Annotated in this window: 17 protein-coding genes; 8 read left to right on the forward strand and 9 right to left on the reverse strand. The window is 55.7% G+C overall.

Going from position 1 to position 17342, the window contains the following annotated elements:
* Positions 1-88: 88 nt before the first annotated feature.
* The 3 genes from rimK to AC13CY_RS12815 are packed head-to-tail and all read right to left on the reverse strand — an operon-like array spanning position 89 to position 2583.
* On the reverse strand, positions 89-997 hold the full coding sequence (gene rimK, locus AC13CY_RS12805) for a 30S ribosomal protein S6--L-glutamate ligase (protein ID WP_044629759.1): 909 nt from the start codon (positions 995-997) through the stop codon (positions 89-91).
* Between the two features lie 40 nt (positions 998-1037).
* A complete protein-coding gene (locus AC13CY_RS12810; protein ID WP_213262220.1) occupies positions 1038-1478 on the reverse strand; it encodes a putative ATP-dependent zinc protease in 441 nt (146 codons plus the stop codon).
* A 52-nt stretch (positions 1479-1530) separates the two neighbouring features.
* Positions 1531-2583, reverse strand: coding sequence for a DUF3549 family protein (locus tag AC13CY_RS12815; protein WP_054645068.1), 1053 nt, complete (start codon positions 2581-2583; stop codon positions 1531-1533).
* 285 nt (positions 2584-2868) lie between these two features.
* Here AC13CY_RS12815 and AC13CY_RS12820 point away from each other — a divergent pair, with 285 nt between their 5' ends.
* The gene (locus AC13CY_RS12820) at positions 2869-3201 is read left to right on the forward strand and encodes a YqcC family protein (protein ID WP_483052628.1); all 333 of its coding nucleotides are present in this window, start codon (positions 2869-2871) and stop codon (positions 3199-3201) included.
* Between the two features lie 118 nt (positions 3202-3319).
* Here the strand turns inward: AC13CY_RS12820 and AC13CY_RS12825 are convergent, their stop codons facing one another.
* From AC13CY_RS12825 to AC13CY_RS12850, 6 genes are all read right to left on the reverse strand, one after another.
* Positions 3320-3946, reverse strand: coding sequence for an OmpW family outer membrane protein (locus tag AC13CY_RS12825; protein ID WP_348665220.1), 627 nt, complete (start codon positions 3944-3946; stop codon positions 3320-3322).
* Positions 3947-4197: 251 nt separating this feature from the next.
* Positions 4198-5688 (reverse strand): sodium/proline symporter PutP, encoded by a 1491-nt coding sequence (gene putP, locus AC13CY_RS12830; RefSeq protein ID WP_044629754.1) that lies wholly within the window; start codon positions 5686-5688, stop codon positions 4198-4200.
* 298 nt (positions 5689-5986) lie between these two features.
* Positions 5987-9178 (reverse strand): bifunctional proline dehydrogenase/L-glutamate gamma-semialdehyde dehydrogenase PutA, encoded by a 3192-nt coding sequence (gene putA / locus AC13CY_RS12835; RefSeq protein WP_483052629.1) that lies wholly within the window; start codon positions 9176-9178, stop codon positions 5987-5989.
* A 259-nt stretch (positions 9179-9437) separates the two neighbouring features.
* Entirely contained in the window at positions 9438-10301 is an 864-nt protein-coding gene (locus AC13CY_RS12840) for a helix-turn-helix domain-containing protein (RefSeq protein WP_483052630.1), read from the reverse strand.
* A gap of 27 nt (positions 10302-10328) precedes the next feature.
* Positions 10329-10688, reverse strand: a complete 360-nt coding sequence (locus AC13CY_RS12845; protein WP_044629751.1) for a hypothetical protein — start codon at positions 10686-10688, stop codon at positions 10329-10331.
* Between the two features lie 278 nt (positions 10689-10966).
* On the reverse strand, positions 10967-11374 hold the full coding sequence (locus tag AC13CY_RS12850) for a CBS domain-containing protein (protein ID WP_044629750.1): 408 nt from the start codon (positions 11372-11374) through the stop codon (positions 10967-10969).
* A gap of 145 nt (positions 11375-11519) precedes the next feature.
* Between AC13CY_RS12850 and AC13CY_RS12855 the strand changes: the two genes are divergently transcribed.
* The 7 genes from AC13CY_RS12855 (at position 11520) to AC13CY_RS12885 (ending at position 17258) form a co-directional block, all read left to right on the forward strand.
* Complete coding sequence (locus AC13CY_RS12855; RefSeq protein ID WP_044629749.1) at positions 11520-12044, forward strand: YqaE/Pmp3 family membrane protein; 525 nt, start codon at positions 11520-11522, stop codon at positions 12042-12044.
* Between the two features lie 86 nt (positions 12045-12130).
* Positions 12131-13000, forward strand: a complete 870-nt coding sequence (locus AC13CY_RS12860; protein ID WP_054641093.1) for a carboxylate/amino acid/amine transporter — start codon at positions 12131-12133, stop codon at positions 12998-13000.
* Between the two features lie 112 nt (positions 13001-13112).
* Positions 13113-14045, forward strand: a complete 933-nt coding sequence (locus tag AC13CY_RS12865; protein ID WP_172416063.1) for an NAD(+) kinase — start codon at positions 13113-13115, stop codon at positions 14043-14045.
* Position 14046: 1 nt separating this feature from the next.
* Positions 14047-15033, forward strand: coding sequence for a metallophosphoesterase (locus tag AC13CY_RS12870; RefSeq protein WP_289094655.1), 987 nt, complete (start codon positions 14047-14049; stop codon positions 15031-15033).
* Between the two features lie 200 nt (positions 15034-15233).
* Positions 15234-16085 carry a rhomboid family intramembrane serine protease gene (locus tag AC13CY_RS12875; protein ID WP_483052631.1) on the forward strand — a complete coding sequence of 284 codons (852 nt, stop codon included), beginning with the start codon at positions 15234-15236 and terminating at the stop codon, positions 16083-16085.
* 41 nt (positions 16086-16126) lie between these two features.
* Positions 16127-16411 carry a YeaC family protein gene (locus AC13CY_RS12880; protein WP_044630636.1) on the forward strand — a complete coding sequence of 95 codons (285 nt, stop codon included), beginning with the start codon at positions 16127-16129 and terminating at the stop codon, positions 16409-16411.
* The gene (locus AC13CY_RS12885) at positions 16395-17258 is read left to right on the forward strand and encodes a DUF2797 domain-containing protein (protein WP_083602212.1); all 864 of its coding nucleotides are present in this window, start codon (positions 16395-16397) and stop codon (positions 17256-17258) included. Before AC13CY_RS12880 ends, AC13CY_RS12885 begins: the two co-directional genes overlap by 17 nt.
* The last annotated feature ends 84 nt before the right edge of the window (positions 17259-17342 follow it).

The raw sequence follows: 17342 nt of genomic DNA on the forward strand, positions 1-17342 counted from the left end.
GAGCGTCTACCTCCTTCGGTGACGCAGATTGTGGGGGGGGCGGCGTTGATTTGCCACCCCTAATAGGGATTATTTTTGCAATTGACCGTTAGCCTTTAGGCTTGGGTGGTGCTTTGCGAGCAGGCACTGCATTCTTTTCGATATGCTCGATGATCATGCCGGCAATATCTTTACCGGTAGCGCTCTCGATGCCCTGCAAACCTGGTGAAGAGTTGACCTCCATAATCACCGGGCCGTGGTTCGAGCGAAGCAAATCCACGCCCGCGACGCGCAGTCCCATCGCCTTGGCTGCACGAATCGCGGTGGAACGCTCTTCCGGGGTGATGCGGATCACACTAGCAGTGCCGCCACGGTGAAGATTGGAGCGGAACTCGCCGTCGGCGGCCTGACGTTTCATGGATGCCACGACCTTATCGCCAATCACGAAGCAGCGGATATCCGCACCGCGCGCTTCTTTGATGTATTCCTGAACCATGATGTTGGCTTTCATGCCCATAAAGGCCTGAATGACGGATTCAGCGGCCTGGTTGGTTTCAGCCAATACCACACCAATACCCTGGGTGCCTTCCAGCAGTTTAATCACCAGGGGCGCGCCTTTCACCATGGTGATTAGGTCGGGAATATCATCTGGTGAGTGGGCGAAGCCGGTAATCGGCAGGCCTAATCCCTTACGCGACAGCAGCTGCAGCGAGCGCAGCTTATCCCGGGAGCGGGTAATCGCGACCGAATCGTTAATCACGTAGGTGCCCATCATTTCAAACTGGCGCAGTACCGCACAGCCGTAGAAAGTCACCGAGGCGCCAATACGCGGAATTACCGCATCAAACGGCTCAATCTCTGCGCCTTTATAGTGAATAGAGGGGTGGTGCGAGGCGATGCTCATGTAGCAGCGCAGGGTATCGACCACTCGGGCGGTATGGCCGCGCTGTTCGGCGGCTTCCACCAGTCGGCGCGTAGAGTAAAGGTTTCGGTTACGGGAAAGCAGGGCAATATGCATGCAGGGCTCCGGGCCAAAAAGGGTCGTCGTTTAAATGTGTTTAAGGCTCGCCGTGCAAAAATGCAGCGCCGGGGGCCACCAGTAGGCGGCGCATAGCGCGCCTGCCAAGCAGCATCGCGTGGCGCATATTGCTACGGTCGGTCAAAGTAAGTTCAACCGGAAAGTTCAGTTCGCCCAGTTGCATTGGGGTACGGATAACATAGCGCCACTCGCTATGGCCGTTCGAGCTGGTGACGCGGCGACGGTCGTGTAAATGCAGGCGATAGCGGTGGGCAGGTGTCTCTGGCCCACCGCTATGGGTAATAAAGCTTACCCATAACTGTCCATCAGCATCTTCATGGGTTTCAATGTCTTCGGCGTGCAACGCCGATGTCCGTGCGCCTGTATCGGCTTTGCAGCAAAGGTGAAGCCCTAGCTCAGGTAACGTCACCATTTCACGGCGGCCGATGACCGCTTTGGCCTGATAGGGTAATTCCTTCACAGCGCACTCCTGACGATATAAGAGAAACAAGACATAGTGATGACGATTCCTGCTAGCCTTTTTGGTTAGGCTGCATGGCCGACAAACGCGATTGGATAGCCGAGCCTGCTGGGGCGTCGCGCAAGGTCAGCATGACGGGCAGACGCAGCCGAGGAATTAAAGCGATATCGCGCACAACGGCCGCAAAGTGGCTGCGCTCATCCTCTGCTAAACGTTGTAAGAATAATGGTAAACGCTCGGCATCTTCCAGTAATGGCCAACCGCGCCCGGCGATGGCGGCCATCAGGTCGGGGCCGCAGGCCGCGCTATCGTTTAGTAGGTTGGTATACCAGTCGCCTGCAAAAGCCGGCGCTGAGCTACCCACGCTACGTACGCAGGCGCAGAGCGTTTCTAAATCGCCGCTGCTGGCCGCCTGCTCGCCTCGTGTCCGCAACGCATCAATGAGCGCTTCAGACAGTGGCTGATGCTCAAGGCAGTAGCAGAGCGAATGAATAACGCTCACCGGCAGTTGAGGAATACGTAGCGCTAGGGCATCTGCCGTTGGTGTATCCAAACGTACTACATAATCGGCGATGCCTTGTAGTCCCAGGGCTTGCCAATCAATCGTCTGTTGGCCACTTAAATAGGCTTCTACAGGCTCTAGGTGCTGGCTGGCAGGTAGGGCGCTGGCATAGGTGGCCCGGGCATTGAGCATGGCCTGAAAGGTGATATCAGGCGTAAAGGCCAGCGGATTATCCTTCATTAAATGGTCCACGTCTGCTGATTCTGCAGCGTCGAGCACAGTCGGGTCAGAAGCAGCGGCATTGCGACCCAGGGTTTCCAATAGGCGGTTAATAAAGCCATCGCGCTGTGCGGGCGATAGCATGCCTTGCTCATCCAGTGGCAGCGCTAAAAACCAGATAGCAGGCTCTTCCATTGCCCCTAGGCGAAAGACGATCCCCAGGCGTGCTTGCCCTTGCCACGGTTCAGGCCAGGCCTGTTCGGCATTTTCAAACGCGCGCAGGGTTTCCCTGGAGCAGGCAGTCACTCTGCGCCCCATATGGTAAAGCGACACCTCAGCGCCACTGCGTGTAAAAAATTCATCAAGGGTGTTAATTGGCTGCATGACATCCTTCCGCATTTCAAGCCTGCACTCTACCTTGCTGTTCTGCCACTGTCAGCCGCAACCGCTGATTTATCCATGCTTTATCATCTAAGTGGTTAAAAAATGAGCAACTTTGCGTAAGCCGCGTGAGACTAGCGGTGGCGACACCTTTCCATAGTTTATCCACAGCCTCTTGCAGGTTTTCTGTGAATCGGTGAATAACTCCATTGAGCACGCCTTTGAGTGGCAACTTACCCACAGAGTTGGGATAATGAACGCTAAATATGACCAACCCATAAGGTGCTTATGAGCGTCCATCAACAGCTTCAAACCGCACTTCTTGAGCTTGAAGCCGCCATGAAGGTCGCCAACCTTTGGCGCACCCCCATACCGGATGCGGCGGCGTTTACCAGCCAACAACCCTTTTGTATCGATACCATGTCGCTGCCCCAGTGGGTGCGCTATGTATTTATCGCCCGCTTAAAGGCGTTGATTGATGCCAAAGCGGCTATGCCTGCCAAGTGTGACGTCGCCCCCGCCGTTGCGGCCTACCTAATGCAGGAGAAAGCCCGCGCCAGTGATCAACTGCTGGTGGTTAAGGCGGTCGAGCGCGTTGACCAGATCGTCACGGAAAATTAACCACTCGTCGTAAGGCAAGCCACATAGCAGTGCCGAAGTTAATATTACTTAGAATAAAATGCCCAGAGCGTGAACCCTGGGCATTTTATTACATATTGGCGAAGCTAGAGGCTAGAGGCTAGAAGCGGTAGCTTAAACCTGCCATGACCACCATGGGGTCAATCTCGACGGTACCCGCACCTGCGCCATTAATAGAGGCGTCGGTGTCGATGTCTAAGTACCAGGCAGCGGCGTTGAGTGCCCAGTGGTCATCAATGAGCAGATCAACACCCACTTGAGCGGCCGCGCCCCATGAGTCGTCTAGCTCAAGCTCGCCAATGGCGAGGCTCTCATCGGAGAAACGCGTGTAGTTAATGCCCGCGCCCACGTAGGGCTGTACCCGAGAGTCGGTGCCACCCAGCGGGTAGTACTGCAGCGTTAGGGTAGGCGGAAGGTGCTTTGTTGACGCCAGGTTATCACCATTTAATTCAATGTCGTGCTCGAAGGGCAGGGCGGCTAGCAGCTCAACGCCCATTTTGTCGTGGAAACGGTAGCCCAGGGTAAAAGCGAAGTCGGTTTTATCCTGTACGTCGACCGCGAAGGCACCGCCTGCTAGCGAGCCGTTGTCGCTTTTCGGTGCAACCTTGGCGACGCCAACGCGAGTGAAGAAGTCGCCAGCGCCGTAGGCAACGGCTTGGCTGCTAACTGCCAAAGTGGCAGCGGCAAGCCCGGTAGCTAGTAGGGTAGGCAGAGATAGATAGCGCATAGCGTCGCTCCTGACCGATAACATGGTGGGTGAGTGGTTTAAAGTTGTCGTAAACCATATAGCCAGTGTATCGAGCCAACGAGGGAGCGTTATTGACCTAGGGCAAAGAGCTGTGAACTGATAGGTTCAGCGCCTAGCAAGGTAAATATCTGAAGGGGGAAGGGGCTAAAGAAGGGGCTAAAAAAGAGGAGGCTTAACGGGTTAGCTTCAACCCGTTAAGCCTTAGGCTAATTAAGCGACGTTACACTCGTTTAGCGTTCAATATGCTGATACTCGCCAGCATCGGCGGTTATGCTGCTTACTGCCAGGATGGCAATGAAAGAAGCGATAAAGCCTGGGATGATCTCGTAAACGCCAGGGCCACCCATGAAGGAGCCGTTCCAGCCCAGCGCAATCCAGATCATAACCGTGGCAGCACCCACCACCATACCGGCGATAGCACCTGCGCCGTTTGTACGCGACCACATCAGCGACAGAATAATCAGCGGGCCAAAGGCGGCACCAAAACCTGCCCAAGCGTTACTCACCAGCCCCAGCACTTGCGAGTTCGGGTCAGAGGCAATCACGGCTGCGATCAGACCCACTAGCACAACACTGACACGACCTACGGCCACACACTCTTTGTCTGTAGCTTCTTTACGCAGGAACAGGCGATAGAAGTCCTCGGTCAGTGATGAAGATGACACCAGCAGCTGGCTAGAAATAGTACTCATCACAGCAGCAAGCAGGGCCGCGTAGAGGAAGCCGGTGATCAGCGGATGGAACAGCAACTCAGCCAGGATGATAAAGATCGTTTCCGGGTCTTGGACTTCCATCCCATTGCGAACCGCATAGGCGCGACCAAAGATGCCGAGAGAGACCGCACCGATCAGGGAAATAGCCATCCAGCTCATGCCGATGTTGCGGGCAATCGGAACATCTTTCAGCGTACGGATAGCCATAAAGCGCACGATAATATGCGGCTGACCAAAATAGCCCAGGCCCCAGGTAACGGCAGAGAGCCACCCAATGAACGTCAACCCTTCAGTCCACGACAGCAGCGTGGGATCAACTTCATTGAGGGTCTGTGAGGCTTGAGTAAAGCCACCACCGCCTTCGCCAAACAGTACTACTGCTGGCATGATGACCAAAGCCAGCATCATGATGCAGCCTTGCACAAAGTCCGTCATGCTCACGGCCAAAAAGCCGCCAACCACGGTGTAGGCCAGCACCACGCCCAGCGTGATTACCACACCCACCGCGTAGTCGCTCATACCACCGATGTTGATAACGCCAGCAAAGGCGCTCTCAAACAGTTTGCCGCCTGCGACCAAGCCAGAAGCAGTGTAAACGGCGAAGAAAATCACGATGACGATAGCGGACACCGTTCTCAGCGACAGCGCCCGAGTGGGGAAGCGGTTGGCTAGGAAGGCTGGAATGGTAATCGCGTTACCATAGTGAACTGTCTGTTCACGAAGGCGCGGCGCGACCAGAATCCAGTTAAAGAGTGCGCCCACAAATAGGCCAATCCCGATCCAGGCCGAACCCAAGCCAGAGACGAACATCGCCCCTGGTAAACCCAGTAGCAGCCAGCCGCTCATATCCGACGCGCCAGCCGACAGGGCGGCTACTTTAGGGCTGAGGGTACGGCCACCCAGCATGTAATCCTCAGACGTAGATGTCGATTTGCGCATAGCATAAACGCCGATGGCAATCATGAGCGCAAAGTAGGCAAAAAGGCTGACCCAAACGCCAATATCCATAAAATATCTCCAATTCATCAGGACGGAGCTAGCTCCGACAGGTGCCTGCGCCGACCAAGTAACGTTGGCCGCCGCGCAGTCTTGTTGTTGTTAACCCCTTTTCGTATTCAAGTCGCTGACCCTAGCGAGTAACCGCTAGGGATGTCATTAGAGGGGGTATGGCTACGTTTATGTGCAATGTTCCCTATACCCAGCACACGGCCTTGAGGGGCCGCGAATGTGAAGGCAATCGCTCTATTGTTGTCAACCATGAGACGGTTCCTTTTCAGGAGTTCAGGTTAGTAGTGTTGATGAGCCGTTACTCATCCCCTAGCGCCAGAAGCGACGCGTTGCCACCCAGGGCGGCGGTGTTATTAGTAATCGTTTTTTCGGTCACAAAGCGCTGCAAATAGTGCGGTCCGCCTGCTTTAGGGCCAGTACCTGACAACCCTTGGCCACCAAACGGCTGAACACCAACAACAGCACCGATGATATTACGGTTGATGTACACATTGCCTACCCGAATTTTCTGCGCTATTTCAGCGGCAAAGGATTCGTTACGGCTATGCACCCCAAATGTCAGGCCATAACCCCGGCCATTAATATCGTTGATCACCTTATCAAGCTCGCGGGCTTTGTAGCGCACAATGTGCAGCACCGGGCCAAACTGCTCGCGAGAAAGGGCATCAATGCTGTCGATGGTAAACGCCACCGGCGGTACAAAGGTGCCGTGCTGGGTGTGCTCGGCAGACATCGGTGTTTCGGCGACTAAGCGGTTCTCGCCTTTGAGCTTCTCGATGTGCTCCATCAAGCCTTTACGGGCGTCTTCATCAATGACCGGGCCGACATCGGTACCCAGGTCACGAGGGTCGCCAATGCGCAGTTCGCTCATCGCCCCCTTGAGGATTTCGATAACGCGGTCAGCAACGTCTTCCTGAAGGTAGAGCACCCGTAGGGCAGAGCAGCGCTGGCCAGCACTCTGGAAGGCAGACTGAATGACATCCACTACGACCTGCTCAGGCAGGGCGGTAGAGTCAACGATCATCGCGTTCATGCCGCCGGTTTCAGCGATCAGCGTGGGTAGCGGTGCATTGTCACGGGCGGCGAGAGCACGGTTAATAATTTGCGCTGTGTCGGTACCGCCGGTAAACACTACGCCGGTAATGCGCGGGTCAGAGGTCAGCACACTGCCCACGGTCGGGCCGTCACCCGGCAGCAGCTGCACCACATCACGGGGCATACCGGCTTCGTATAGCAGCTCGATAACGCGGTGGGCAACGATCGAGGTTTGCTCGGCGGGTTTTGCCAGCACCGTGTTGCCTGCAACGGCGGCGGCAACGATTTGACCGCAGAAGATGGCTACCGGGAAGTTCCAAGGGCTAATGGCGGCAAAAACACCTTTACCACCCATCATCAAGCGGTTGGATTCACCGGTCGGGCCAGGCAGTTCGATGGGTTCGCCAAACGACTCTTCAGCGCGCATGGCGTAGTAACGGCAGAAATCAACCGCTTCTTTGATTTCATCGACGCCGTCAGTGAGCAGCTTGCCGCCTTCACGGGAGCAGAGTGTCATCAGCTCCGCCATGTGCTCTTCCATCAGGTCGCCCAGCCGACGCACAATCGCTGCGCGCTCGGCTACGGGAGTCGTGTCCCAGCGCGGGAAGGCTTCCCAGGCAGCGTCGAGGGCTTTCGCTGCCTGCTCTTTGCTGGTCCACTGCACGCTGCCGACGGTTTGGCGGCGGTCGAAAGGCGAAGTGACGCTATGGGTATTGGTGCTATCGTCGGCCACATCAAACGCTAGCAGCGGCTTGGTGGGGTACTGCTTATCCATGAACGTCGCCATTTTCTCCATCAGCGGGTAGTAGTGGCTACGGATGTTTAAGTTGACCCCACGGGAGTTGCGGCGCTTCGGCCCGTAGATGTCTTTTGGCAGCGGGATGCGCTTGTTGTAGAAGGTTTTTTGCTGGCGCAGTGTTTCGATAGGGTGCTGGCACAGCGACTCCACCGGCACGTCCGGGTCGACAATCTGGTGAACGAACGACGAGTTGGCACCGTTTTCCAGCAGGCGACGTACCAAGTAGGGCAGTAGGTCTTTATGGGCACCGACCGGCGCGTAAATACGGCAGTAAGTGCCTTTGGGAGCGCGCTCAAGGGCTGCATCGTAAAGGGCTTCGCCCATGCCGTGCAGGCGCTGGAATTCAAACGGCCGGCTGTCGTGGTTCGCCAGCTCCAGAATGGTGGTCACGGTGTGAGCGTTGTGCGTCGCAAACTGAGGGAAGATGCGGCCACGGGTGTCGTCAGACAGTAGGAACTGCGCGCAGGCCAAGTAGGCTACATCGGTACACGCCTTGCGGGTATAGACCGGGTAGCCATCGATACCAAGCTGCTGAGACTCTTTGATTTCGCTATCCCAATAAGCACCTTTTACTAGGCGTAGCGGGATTTCATCGCCTTGTTCATCCGCCAAGCGGTTGATGTAGTGCAGCACTGGCAGAGCACGCTTGGAGTATGCCTGAACCACTAGGCCAAAGTGGCCCCAGCCTTTGACGGCGTCGCTCTGGTAAATCGCGCGGAAGACTTCCAGAGAAAGCTCCAGGCGGTCGACTTCTTCAGCGTCAATAGTCACAGCCACATCCAGCTCACGCGCTTTGGTGACCAGTTGAATGACGGTATCTACCAGCTCGGTCAGTACCTGTTCGCGGCGGCCAAACTCATAGCGGGGGTGCAGGGCAGAGAGTTTGATGGAGACCGATGGTGCCGGGGTTTTGTCGCCCAGAGATTTGCACGCTTTGCCCACTTGCTCAATGGCACGGGCGTAGTCGTCAAAGTAGCGTTTGGCATCGTCGCGGGTGCGCGCGGCTTCACCCAGCATATCGTAAGAGTAGGTGTAGCCTTTATTGAATAGCGGCTTAGAGCGTTTCAGGGCTTCGTTAATATCGCGGCCAAGCACGAACTGCTTGCCCATGATTTTCATCGCTTCCATCATCGCCCGTCGAATCACCGGCTCGCCCATACGATTAACCATACGGTTAATAAAGTGGGCGGGCTGGCCCTCTTTCGGATGGTCCAGCTTCAGCACGCGGCCGGTCATCAGCAGGCCCCAGGTCGAGGCGTTGACCATCCACGACTCGCTTTTGCCTACATGGGACTGCCAATCCGCTGGGCCCAGCTTGTCTTCGATCAGCGCATCTGCGGTGGCTTTATCGGGAATACGCAGCATCGCTTCCGCCAGGCACATCAGCATCAGGCCTTCATGGGTATCCAGGCTGTACTGCTGCAGCAGCTCGTCGATAGTATCAACGGCGGTATCCATGTTGCGTACGTCGCGCACCAGCGCTGCCGTGTTGGCCTCAATGCGCGAAAAATCGTCTTGGTCGGCGTTGAGCAGTTTAATCAGCTCGCTGACGTAGGCATCTTCATCGACGATATAGTGTTCGCTGACACGCTGCATTAGCGTATCAAGATCGGTTTGCCAGGTGGCAGGGTCACGCATTTTTTTAGCATTGAGCATTGAGGCCCCCGTAAGACAGGTCTGAAACGAACAGCTTGAGCGAATAGCTGTGTCAGCTAGCGTTCAAAAAGTGGTGGCAGGGCAGATGCCCAGACTGACGTTCGAATGTAGAGCTAGCCGTCGTTAGGTGTATGTCGTTTTCGTGGCAAAACGTGTCAATTTCACGGCAAGCTGTGCCTATTTACGACTTTAGTTGAGTTGGGTGCGGCTCGCTAGCGGCAAACAACGCGACTTTTTTACTACATCCACCAACGTAATATCAGCGAGACGAGAGCGCGCCTGCCCCTGCGGGGGTGGCTGAGGATGATAACGCCGTTGAATGAGCCGTTGAACGATTGTTGGTATCTAAGGAGGGGCTGGCAAAGCCTTGGCGTAGCTGGCGCGGCGAGGCTCCGTAGCTGCGGCGAAACGCATGGGACAGCGCGCTCTGGTTGGCAAACCCTGTTTGTATGGCGATATCGGTAAGTGGCAAACGACTTTGCATGACCAACTGGCGCGCCGCGTGAAGCCGCTGCCGTCGTACATACTGCCAGGGGGAGAGGCCGGTTTGGGCGCGAAAACGCTCAGAAAAATGTGCTTCGCTCAGGCAGGCGAGCTTGGCCAGGTCGGCCACCCGCAGCTCATCGGCTAAGTGACGGCGGATAAACCGGTCAATCTGGTTAAGGTCAATGCGTCGCTGGGCAGCGCTCCCTGAGGCACCTAGGCGGGCTTTTAGCGAGCCTAACAGCGTGGCCGCTAGGCGGTCTTGCTGAAACGAGGTGGCAGAGTTGTCTAATCCTCGGGCCAGTTCGCTCTCGACAAAGGTAAGATAGTGGCGCAGCGGGCTGTCTAAGGCAAAAAAGCGCGGCACATCAAATAGCGCCACCAATTCACGGTGCTCACCCGTCAAAGCGGGAGCATCTTCTGGTAAATCTAGAATCAACTGACGATTATGGCCGTTGCCAGAATAGTAGTGCTCGTGGTTAGCAGGCACGATGCAGCCGGAAAAAGCGTTTACACGGCCGCCCAACCCCTCGATTTCAAATTCAGAAGAGCCACATAGCGTGATCACTATCTGATGGAAGTCATGGGAGTGATGCTTCGTCGCCGTTTCCAGGGGTATTTGACGAATGGTACTCGGCATACGGTTCTCCTCGTCGCTGCTGCTCTGTTAGCGCTGACGAAGCGCTGTATGTGCCGCTAAATGATCACGTAATGCTTTTAGCTCCGCGTAACCCTCCTGGTTGAGGAGCGGCTTGCCCTGAGCAATCTGCCAGCGTCGCCCGTGTGTATCCATTAGGTGTGAGGCACGGCGGCGAACGTTGTCTAAATACTCATCATGGCGGATAGGGTAGCCAATCAGAGCATTCCACTCGGTCTCGCTGACCTTGCTCTCCAGCGCCTTATCAAACAGCGCGATCAGATCCTTGGGCTCGGTGCGGTAGCGAGGCGTTCCTGCGTTCATCAGCACCAGCAACACAGCCCCCATTACCAGTAAACAAACGCCAAACACCAGTAAGTAAAGTGCCATGCATAGCTCCTGGCCACATCAGGATAGACGCCAGCTTATGCGCCCAGTTGAGAATAGCCACCTAGTATACGCCTGCGCCTGCTGAGACGAAAATTTTAACCTTTTGCGAACTTTTTCTCTGCAGGGTGTCTGAGTATGTACAGACAACATCGCGATAGCAGTCGCTAATAGTGTTGTTCTGGCTATTGTTTTCGATCCCTTGCTTCCGCTGCTTGTTTCAAGCAGCGGTTTTTTTTGTAGGTACCTTTATTAGCATCATGCCGCAGGTGTTCAAGCGTCTAATGGCGGCGAATCATTAGTAAGGCCATCAAAATGTCCCGACGCGTGACGATGCCCACTAAGCGATGCTGTTCGACGACCGGATAAATTTTCGGTTTCGCGCCCAGCATTTCCTGCGCTAAATCGGTCACGCTTTTATTGGGGGAGGTAGTGAGCACGTCCTGACGCATTAACTCTCGGACCAACGGCGCTTCGTGGTCATGGTAAATGCTGTCGAGCACGTGCCCCAGAACATCCTGCTCAGAGATAAAGCCGATTAAGCGGTCAGCCGTATCCACCACCGGGGCGCCCGGCAAACGGTGCAGGGCAAGCCCTTGGGCAAGGGTAGTGATAGACGTTTCTCTAGAGACGCGGTAGCAGTCGCGGGACATAATATCGCGTACGGTATCCGGGATTTTTTTATTCATTGGAGCACTCCTTAACGTGATCGACAGGCCACTGCCGATTCTCTTACTGTAGGTGATTTAACTCACCCTGTGCTGACCCCATACTGTCTCTATTCAACGCTTTGCCAATTTTTCAAGCCCGCTTCAAATGCTGTGAGGAGTCGTTATGGATGCTCGTGAATATCTGAACCGTAAAGGCGTTGGCCTAGATCGAGACCCTGACAGGCCCAATACGCTGGAAGAGAAAGCCTGGGAGCGTGCCCGTGGCGCAGGCAGTCATCGGCCCAACTCGGGGACACCCTACGACTGGGAAGATTGGGAGCGCTACCACGACGACTTGGCAGAGGGCGCAGACACCCTAGAGCAAAAAATAGATAAAGAGGCGCACCGTAAAGCGCTTGCCCATGAAAAGGAGCAGGCCGAGAAAGCACAAGCGGCCGTTGGGCACTTTACCCCCTCAGCGAAGCCTATAGCCCCTGAAGAAAAAACTTCACCAGAACCACCCGCCACACCCGCGAAAGAACCTGCCAACTTACAGCTAGCTTATCGCGCCCTGGCCGTGCTGCTACCGCCCTTAGCCGTTGGTTTAACCGAAGGCGGGGCCCAGCGTGTGTTAATCAGTGTCGTGCTGACGCTAATAGGTTGGTTACCCGGTGTTGTCTATGCACTTGTTTGGCTGAATAAACGGTAAAAACCGCCTTACGCTTTTGGCCCATTGGCAGGGGATTCTAAAGGCGTATAATCCCCGTCAACTTTCTTCTTGTTTGAGGTTTACTGATGGGCTATTTGGTTGGCGTAACGGCGCTCTGGGCGTTTTCGTTCTCTTTAATTGGTGTGTATTTGGCGGGTCAGGTTGATAGCTACTTTGCCGTGCTGGTCCGCGTGACCCTAGCAATGCTGGTGTTCCTACCTTTTCTGCGCCCAAGCCTGCTGCGCGGTAAGCAGCGCTTGGCATTGATGGCGCTGGGCGCGATCCAGTTAGGCATTATGTACACCTTCTTTTATCACTCCTTCTTGCTACTCTCCGTGCCGGAGGTGCTGCTGTTTACCATCTTTACGCCGGTGTATATCGCGTTGTTGGATGACCTGATGTTCAAACGCTTTACGCCGATCTATTTGGTAACAGCTATTTTGGCAGTACTAGGCGCCGGGGTGATTCGTTACGACGGCATCGACAGCGGCTTCTGGCTCGGCTTTTTGGTCGTGCAGGGCGCTAACCTATGTTTCGCCATCGGCCAAGTCGGTTACCGCCGCCTAGCGGCAGACCTGCCGCCCACTCTTGCTTGGCATAACGTGTTTGGCTGGTTCTTTATCGGGGCTATTCTGGTAGCGCTACCTGCCTTCTTGCTGTTTGGTAATAGCACCGCGCTGCCATCCACCACTCTGCAGTGGGGCGTATTGGCGTGGTTGGGGCTGGTGGCATCGGGCGTTGGCTATTTTGCCTGGAACCAAGGGGCAACCAAGGTGGATGCGGGCACCCTGGCGATTATGAACAATGCGCTGGTGCCGGCTGGTTTGGTCGTTAACCTGGTGATTTGGAACCGCGATGCTGATGTGGGCAAGCTGCTTTTGGGGGCGGCGATTATGGGCGCTTCGCTGTGGCTAAACCACTGGTGGCTGCAGCGCCGCAAGGTGGCGGCTGCTTAAACTAAACCGCTGATTTTTCCCGGTGCGCAAGGCTTACCTCTGGCGCACCGGGTGATTTGCTCGATACTGCCTTCCTCTCCATAATGTGGGCTGATGCTAGCGAGAGTCGCCCATGTCTAATACCACATCGTCAGGTTCCAACCCCGGTAGCCTTAGTCACCCAGTGAAGCCGTTCAAGACGATTGGCTTGATTGGCCGCTTAGGCAGCGACAAAGTTGTCGACTCGCTTCAACGCTTGGTCCGTTACTTAACGGAACATGACTATAAGGTACTCATCGAAGACCGCACCGCCACGGCGCTGCCCCAACACGGCTTACCTGAAGCTAGCCGCCGCATGTTGGGTGAACTGTGCGATTTAGTGATTGTGGTGGGTGGCGATGGCAGCTTGTTAGGCGCTGCACGCACCCTGTGCCGCAGCGGTACGCTGATTCTAGGCGTCAATCGCGGGCGGCTGGGCTTCTTAACCGATATTTCTCCCGATGAGTTAGAGACCCGGGTAGGCGAAGTGCTGGCGGGGGAGTTTGAGGTTGAAGAGCGCTTCTTGCTGGATGCCGTGCTCTACCGCAATGGGGTCGCCGTAGGAAATGGCGACGCGCTTAACGAAGTTGTGGTGCACCCCGGTAAAGCGGTCCGCATGATTGAGTTTGAACTGTTTATCGATGGGCAGTTTGTCTACAGCCAGCGCAGCGATGGGCTGATTGTCGCCACTCCAACCGGCTCTACCGCCTATGCGCTTTCCGGTGGTGGGCCGATTATGCACCCGAAGTTGGATGTGGTGACGCTGGTGCCGATGTTCCCGCACACGCTCTCCAGTCGGCCGATTGTGATTGATGCGGCCAGCGAAATACGCATTCATATTGGCGAAACCAATCAGACCTACCCCCATATTAGCTGCGACGGGCAAACCCGCGCGGTGGCCAAGCCTGACGATGTCTTGGTTATCACCCGTAAGTCGGAGCGCGTTCAATTAGTGCATCCCATTGGGCACAACTTCTATGACGTGCTGCGCAGTAAACTCGGCTGGAGCCACCGGCTAGGGGATTAATATGGAGGGTTACGACTTAATTGGTGATATCCACGGCTGCGGTGCCACGCTAGCGGCACTGCTGGAAAAGCTTGGCTACCACCAGCACGGCGGTGTTTATCGCCACCCGCGGCGCAAAGTGATTTTTTTAGGCGACCTGATTGATCGTGGGCCACGTATTCGCTTGGCGGTGACCATTGCACGGCGCATGGTAGAGGCGGGCGAAGCGCATATTGTGATGGGCAATCACGAGTATAACGCGTTGGCCTATACCCATCCCGCGCCCTCTGGCAGCCACAAGCGCTGGCTGCGCGAACATACCCCGCGCCACAACCGCATTATTCAAGACACTCTTGATCAGTATCGCCACCATACCAACGAGTGGGAGGACACGCTGGCCTGGTTCAAAACCATTCCGCTGTTTCTAGAGCTAGACGGTATTCGCGTGGTACACGCGTGTTGGGATGATGCGCTGATCAGCGAGCTCAAGCAGCGCTTACCGACTGCCCGAATGGATGATCAGTTTCTGGTAGAGTCCAACGACCCAGGCTCCCAGGCGTATCGAATCCTTGATCGTCTTACCCGTGGCCCCCATATACGGTTACCAAAAGGTGTCGCGATTCACTCGGGGGACGGTTTTACCCGACAAAGCTTTCGCGCCCACTTTTGGGCAGCTAACCCGCAGCAGTGGGGAGATGTGGTATTTCAGCCAGATAACCTGCCCGGCGATTTGGAAGCGCGACCACTCACCGACAGTGAGCGAGAGCGGCTAAGTTATTACGGCCCAGAGCAGCCGCCGCTATTTATTGGCCACTACTGGTGCGAAGGAATTCCCGCCCTGCCTGCCGCAAATATCGCCTGCTTGGATTACAGCGCCGTAAAGTTTGGCCGTTTGGTTGCCTATCGTTGGAGCGGTGAAACCCAGTTGAACGCTGATCATTTCGTATGGATTCAAGTACCTAAAGAGGAGCGTGCGCTGCCCAAACCCTGGGAAATAGATTTTGATTAAGCGTGCTGTGGATGATTTACAAATGGTTACATAATTTTTGCAAAACTGCTGAACTAATCTAGCTGCCGGCTATCAGAGTAAGTGTTCCCTTGAATGATCCCTTGCTTTTATCCGGCGGCCCCCTCCGCCGGATTTTTTTGTTTATCCTTTGGTAAAGCGGCGCTAAAGCGCGACCACCACTTGGATAGAAGGGAGATGCCATGCATCCAGTCATGCTCTTACCCGCGGGCGCAGACACACAGGCACTGCGCAAAGCGTTATGGCACTACCGTATTGGCCACCGGATCACCGACGAAGCGGACGGCCAGCTGCTCTGGGTGGCCGACCCCCGCCAACATGAAGAGTTACGTACCCTGGTTAGCCGCTGGGAGCGAGGCGAACCGCTGATTCTTGAAGCTACCCGGCCCAAACGCCCGCCTGCGGCCCACAGCCTTGCTGCCACGCTACGCCAAGTGCCGGTGACTGGCCTGATGATCGGCGTGAGCCTGCTGGTATTTGCCCTAAGCGGCATTTCCGGCGATCTGCTAATTGTGGCGCTCACCATTGTGCCGGTGGGCATCTCCGGCGGCCAATTGGTATATGGGTCGCTGGCAGACACCGTGATGGGGGGGCAGGTATGGCGTCTGCTCTCCCCCGCATTCCTGCATTTTGGCTGGATGCACCTGATTTTCAACCTGATGTGGGTGTGGTACTTCGGACGGCAAATCGAGCTGCGCCAAGGCAGTAAAACGATGCTGCTCCTGCTTCTCGTCGCCGGTATCGGTGCCAACTTGGCGCAATACGTCACCGGAACGGTGCTGTTTGGCGGTATGTCCGGCGTGGTCTATGCGCTATTGGGCCATGTGTGGCTCATGTCCCGCCGTGCCCCGAACAGTGGCTTTTTCGTGCCGCAAATGCTGGTGGTGTTTATGCTCGGCTGGATGGTGTTCACCATGACCGATATTGCCAGTACCGTCGGCTTTGGCAACGTGGCCAATGAAGCCCACCTGGGCGGGCTGCTCGTGGGGCTCGCCACGGGCTGGTATTATTCCTCCAAACGTAGCAAAGCCTAACGCCGCCAATTTGAAAGCAGCAAATACTTGAGGTGCTAACCGTGAGCGATATGACCTTCGATAAAATGATCAGCCAGATGACGCCTGCGATTTATGAAAGCCTTAAGCAGGCGGTGTCGCTACGCAAATGGCCTGACGGCCGCCGCTTAACGCCGGAGCAAACCGAGCTGTGTTTGGAGGCCGTCATGCGTTACGAAGTTGAAAACAATGTACCGGAAGAGAATCGCGTAGGTTATTTGGAGCGGCGTACCTGTGGGGCGGGTGCGACGGGCGCAGGCGTTAGCCCAGAAATGGCGGGCCTTGGCCGGGATGCCACGCGTGACTGATTTGTTAATCCCCGAGGTCTCTCCCGTTAAAGGGTGTTTGCAAAAAATGGCGGCGGCACTGCCTAGCCGCCAAGACGAGCAAGTGGTTTACCATCTGCGCGCTGGTGAGCATCGGGTGGCGTTGAATGAGCGTATTGGCTCCCCCATGCGCCTTGCATGGAGCGGTGCTATTGCCTGTACCCACTGCGGTCGGGCAACCAAAAAAAGCTTTGCACAAGGCTACTGCTACCCTTGCTTTAAGCGCTTGGCGCAGTGCGATACCTGCATCATGAAGCCAGAGACCTGCCACTACTACCAAGGCACCTGCCGCGAGCCGGAGTGGGGCGAGGCGCACTGCTTTCAGCCCCACATCGTTTATCTGGCTAACTCTTCCGGTTTGAAGGTGGGCATTACTCGCAAAACACAAATGCCCACTCGCTGGTTGGATCAAGGCGCTATTCAGGCGCTGCCGATTCTCGAAGTGAATACCCGCCAGCAGTCCGGGTTCGTCGAGATGCTGTTCAAAGAGCAGGTGGCTGATCGCACCAATTGGCGCGCTATGGTCAAAGGTGAGGTCGATCCCCTTGATCTGCGCGCTGAGCGTGACCGATTGTTAAACACACTGGCAGACGGTTTAGGCCAGCTACGTAGTGTTCACGGCGAAGACGCCATTCGCACGTTGGATGAGGCTCCTTTGCAGTTCGACTATCCTGTGGCTGCGTTTCCCCGCAAAGTAGTCTCTCATAATTTTGATAAGCAGCCGCTGGTTGAAGGCATCCTTCAGGGCGTGAAAGGGCAGTATCTCATGTTCGATACGGGTGTGATAAATCTACGTAAATTCACAGGTTACGAGATTTCGGTGGAGTGAAACTTAGCGTTTTGCCTAGCCAGAATGGCATCGGTTGACTAAGGTTATCAGGGTCACAATAGACTCTGCCCTAGTAACGCAAGG

The sequence above is a fragment of the Vreelandella sp. L-15 genome (genome assembly GCF_056857635.1).

Coding starts and splice junctions, on each gene's coding strand:
- rimK (WP_044629759.1), bottom strand. CDS start 997: ATGCATATTGCCCTGCTTTCCCGTAACCGAAACCTTTACTCTACGCGC.
- AC13CY_RS12815 (WP_054645068.1), bottom strand. CDS start 2,583: ATGCAGCCAATTAACACCCTTGATGAATTTTTTACACGCAGTGGCGCT.
- AC13CY_RS12820 (WP_483052628.1), top strand. CDS start 2,869: ATGAGCGTCCATCAACAGCTTCAAACCGCACTTCTTGAGCTTGAAGCC.
- AC13CY_RS12825 (WP_348665220.1), bottom strand. CDS start 3,946: ATGCGCTATCTATCTCTGCCTACCCTACTAGCTACCGGGCTTGCCGCT.
- putP (WP_044629754.1), bottom strand. CDS start 5,688: ATGGATATTGGCGTTTGGGTCAGCCTTTTTGCCTACTTTGCGCTCATG.
- putA (WP_483052629.1), bottom strand. CDS start 9,178: ATGCTCAATGCTAAAAAAATGCGTGACCCTGCCACCTGGCAAACCGAT.
- AC13CY_RS12840 (WP_483052630.1), bottom strand. CDS start 10,301: ATGCCGAGTACCATTCGTCAAATACCCCTGGAAACGGCGACGAAGCAT.
- AC13CY_RS12845 (WP_044629751.1), bottom strand. CDS start 10,688: ATGGCACTTTACTTACTGGTGTTTGGCGTTTGTTTACTGGTAATGGGG.
- AC13CY_RS12850 (WP_044629750.1), bottom strand. CDS start 11,374: ATGAATAAAAAAATCCCGGATACCGTACGCGATATTATGTCCCGCGAC.
- AC13CY_RS12855 (WP_044629749.1), top strand. CDS start 11,520: ATGGATGCTCGTGAATATCTGAACCGTAAAGGCGTTGGCCTAGATCGA.
- AC13CY_RS12860 (WP_054641093.1), top strand. CDS start 12,131: ATGGGCTATTTGGTTGGCGTAACGGCGCTCTGGGCGTTTTCGTTCTCT.
- AC13CY_RS12865 (WP_172416063.1), top strand. CDS start 13,113: ATGTCTAATACCACATCGTCAGGTTCCAACCCCGGTAGCCTTAGTCAC.
- AC13CY_RS12870 (WP_289094655.1), top strand. CDS start 14,047: ATGGAGGGTTACGACTTAATTGGTGATATCCACGGCTGCGGTGCCACG.
- AC13CY_RS12875 (WP_483052631.1), top strand. CDS start 15,234: ATGCATCCAGTCATGCTCTTACCCGCGGGCGCAGACACACAGGCACTG.
- AC13CY_RS12885 (WP_083602212.1), top strand. CDS start 16,395: ATGCCACGCGTGACTGATTTGTTAATCCCCGAGGTCTCTCCCGTTAAA.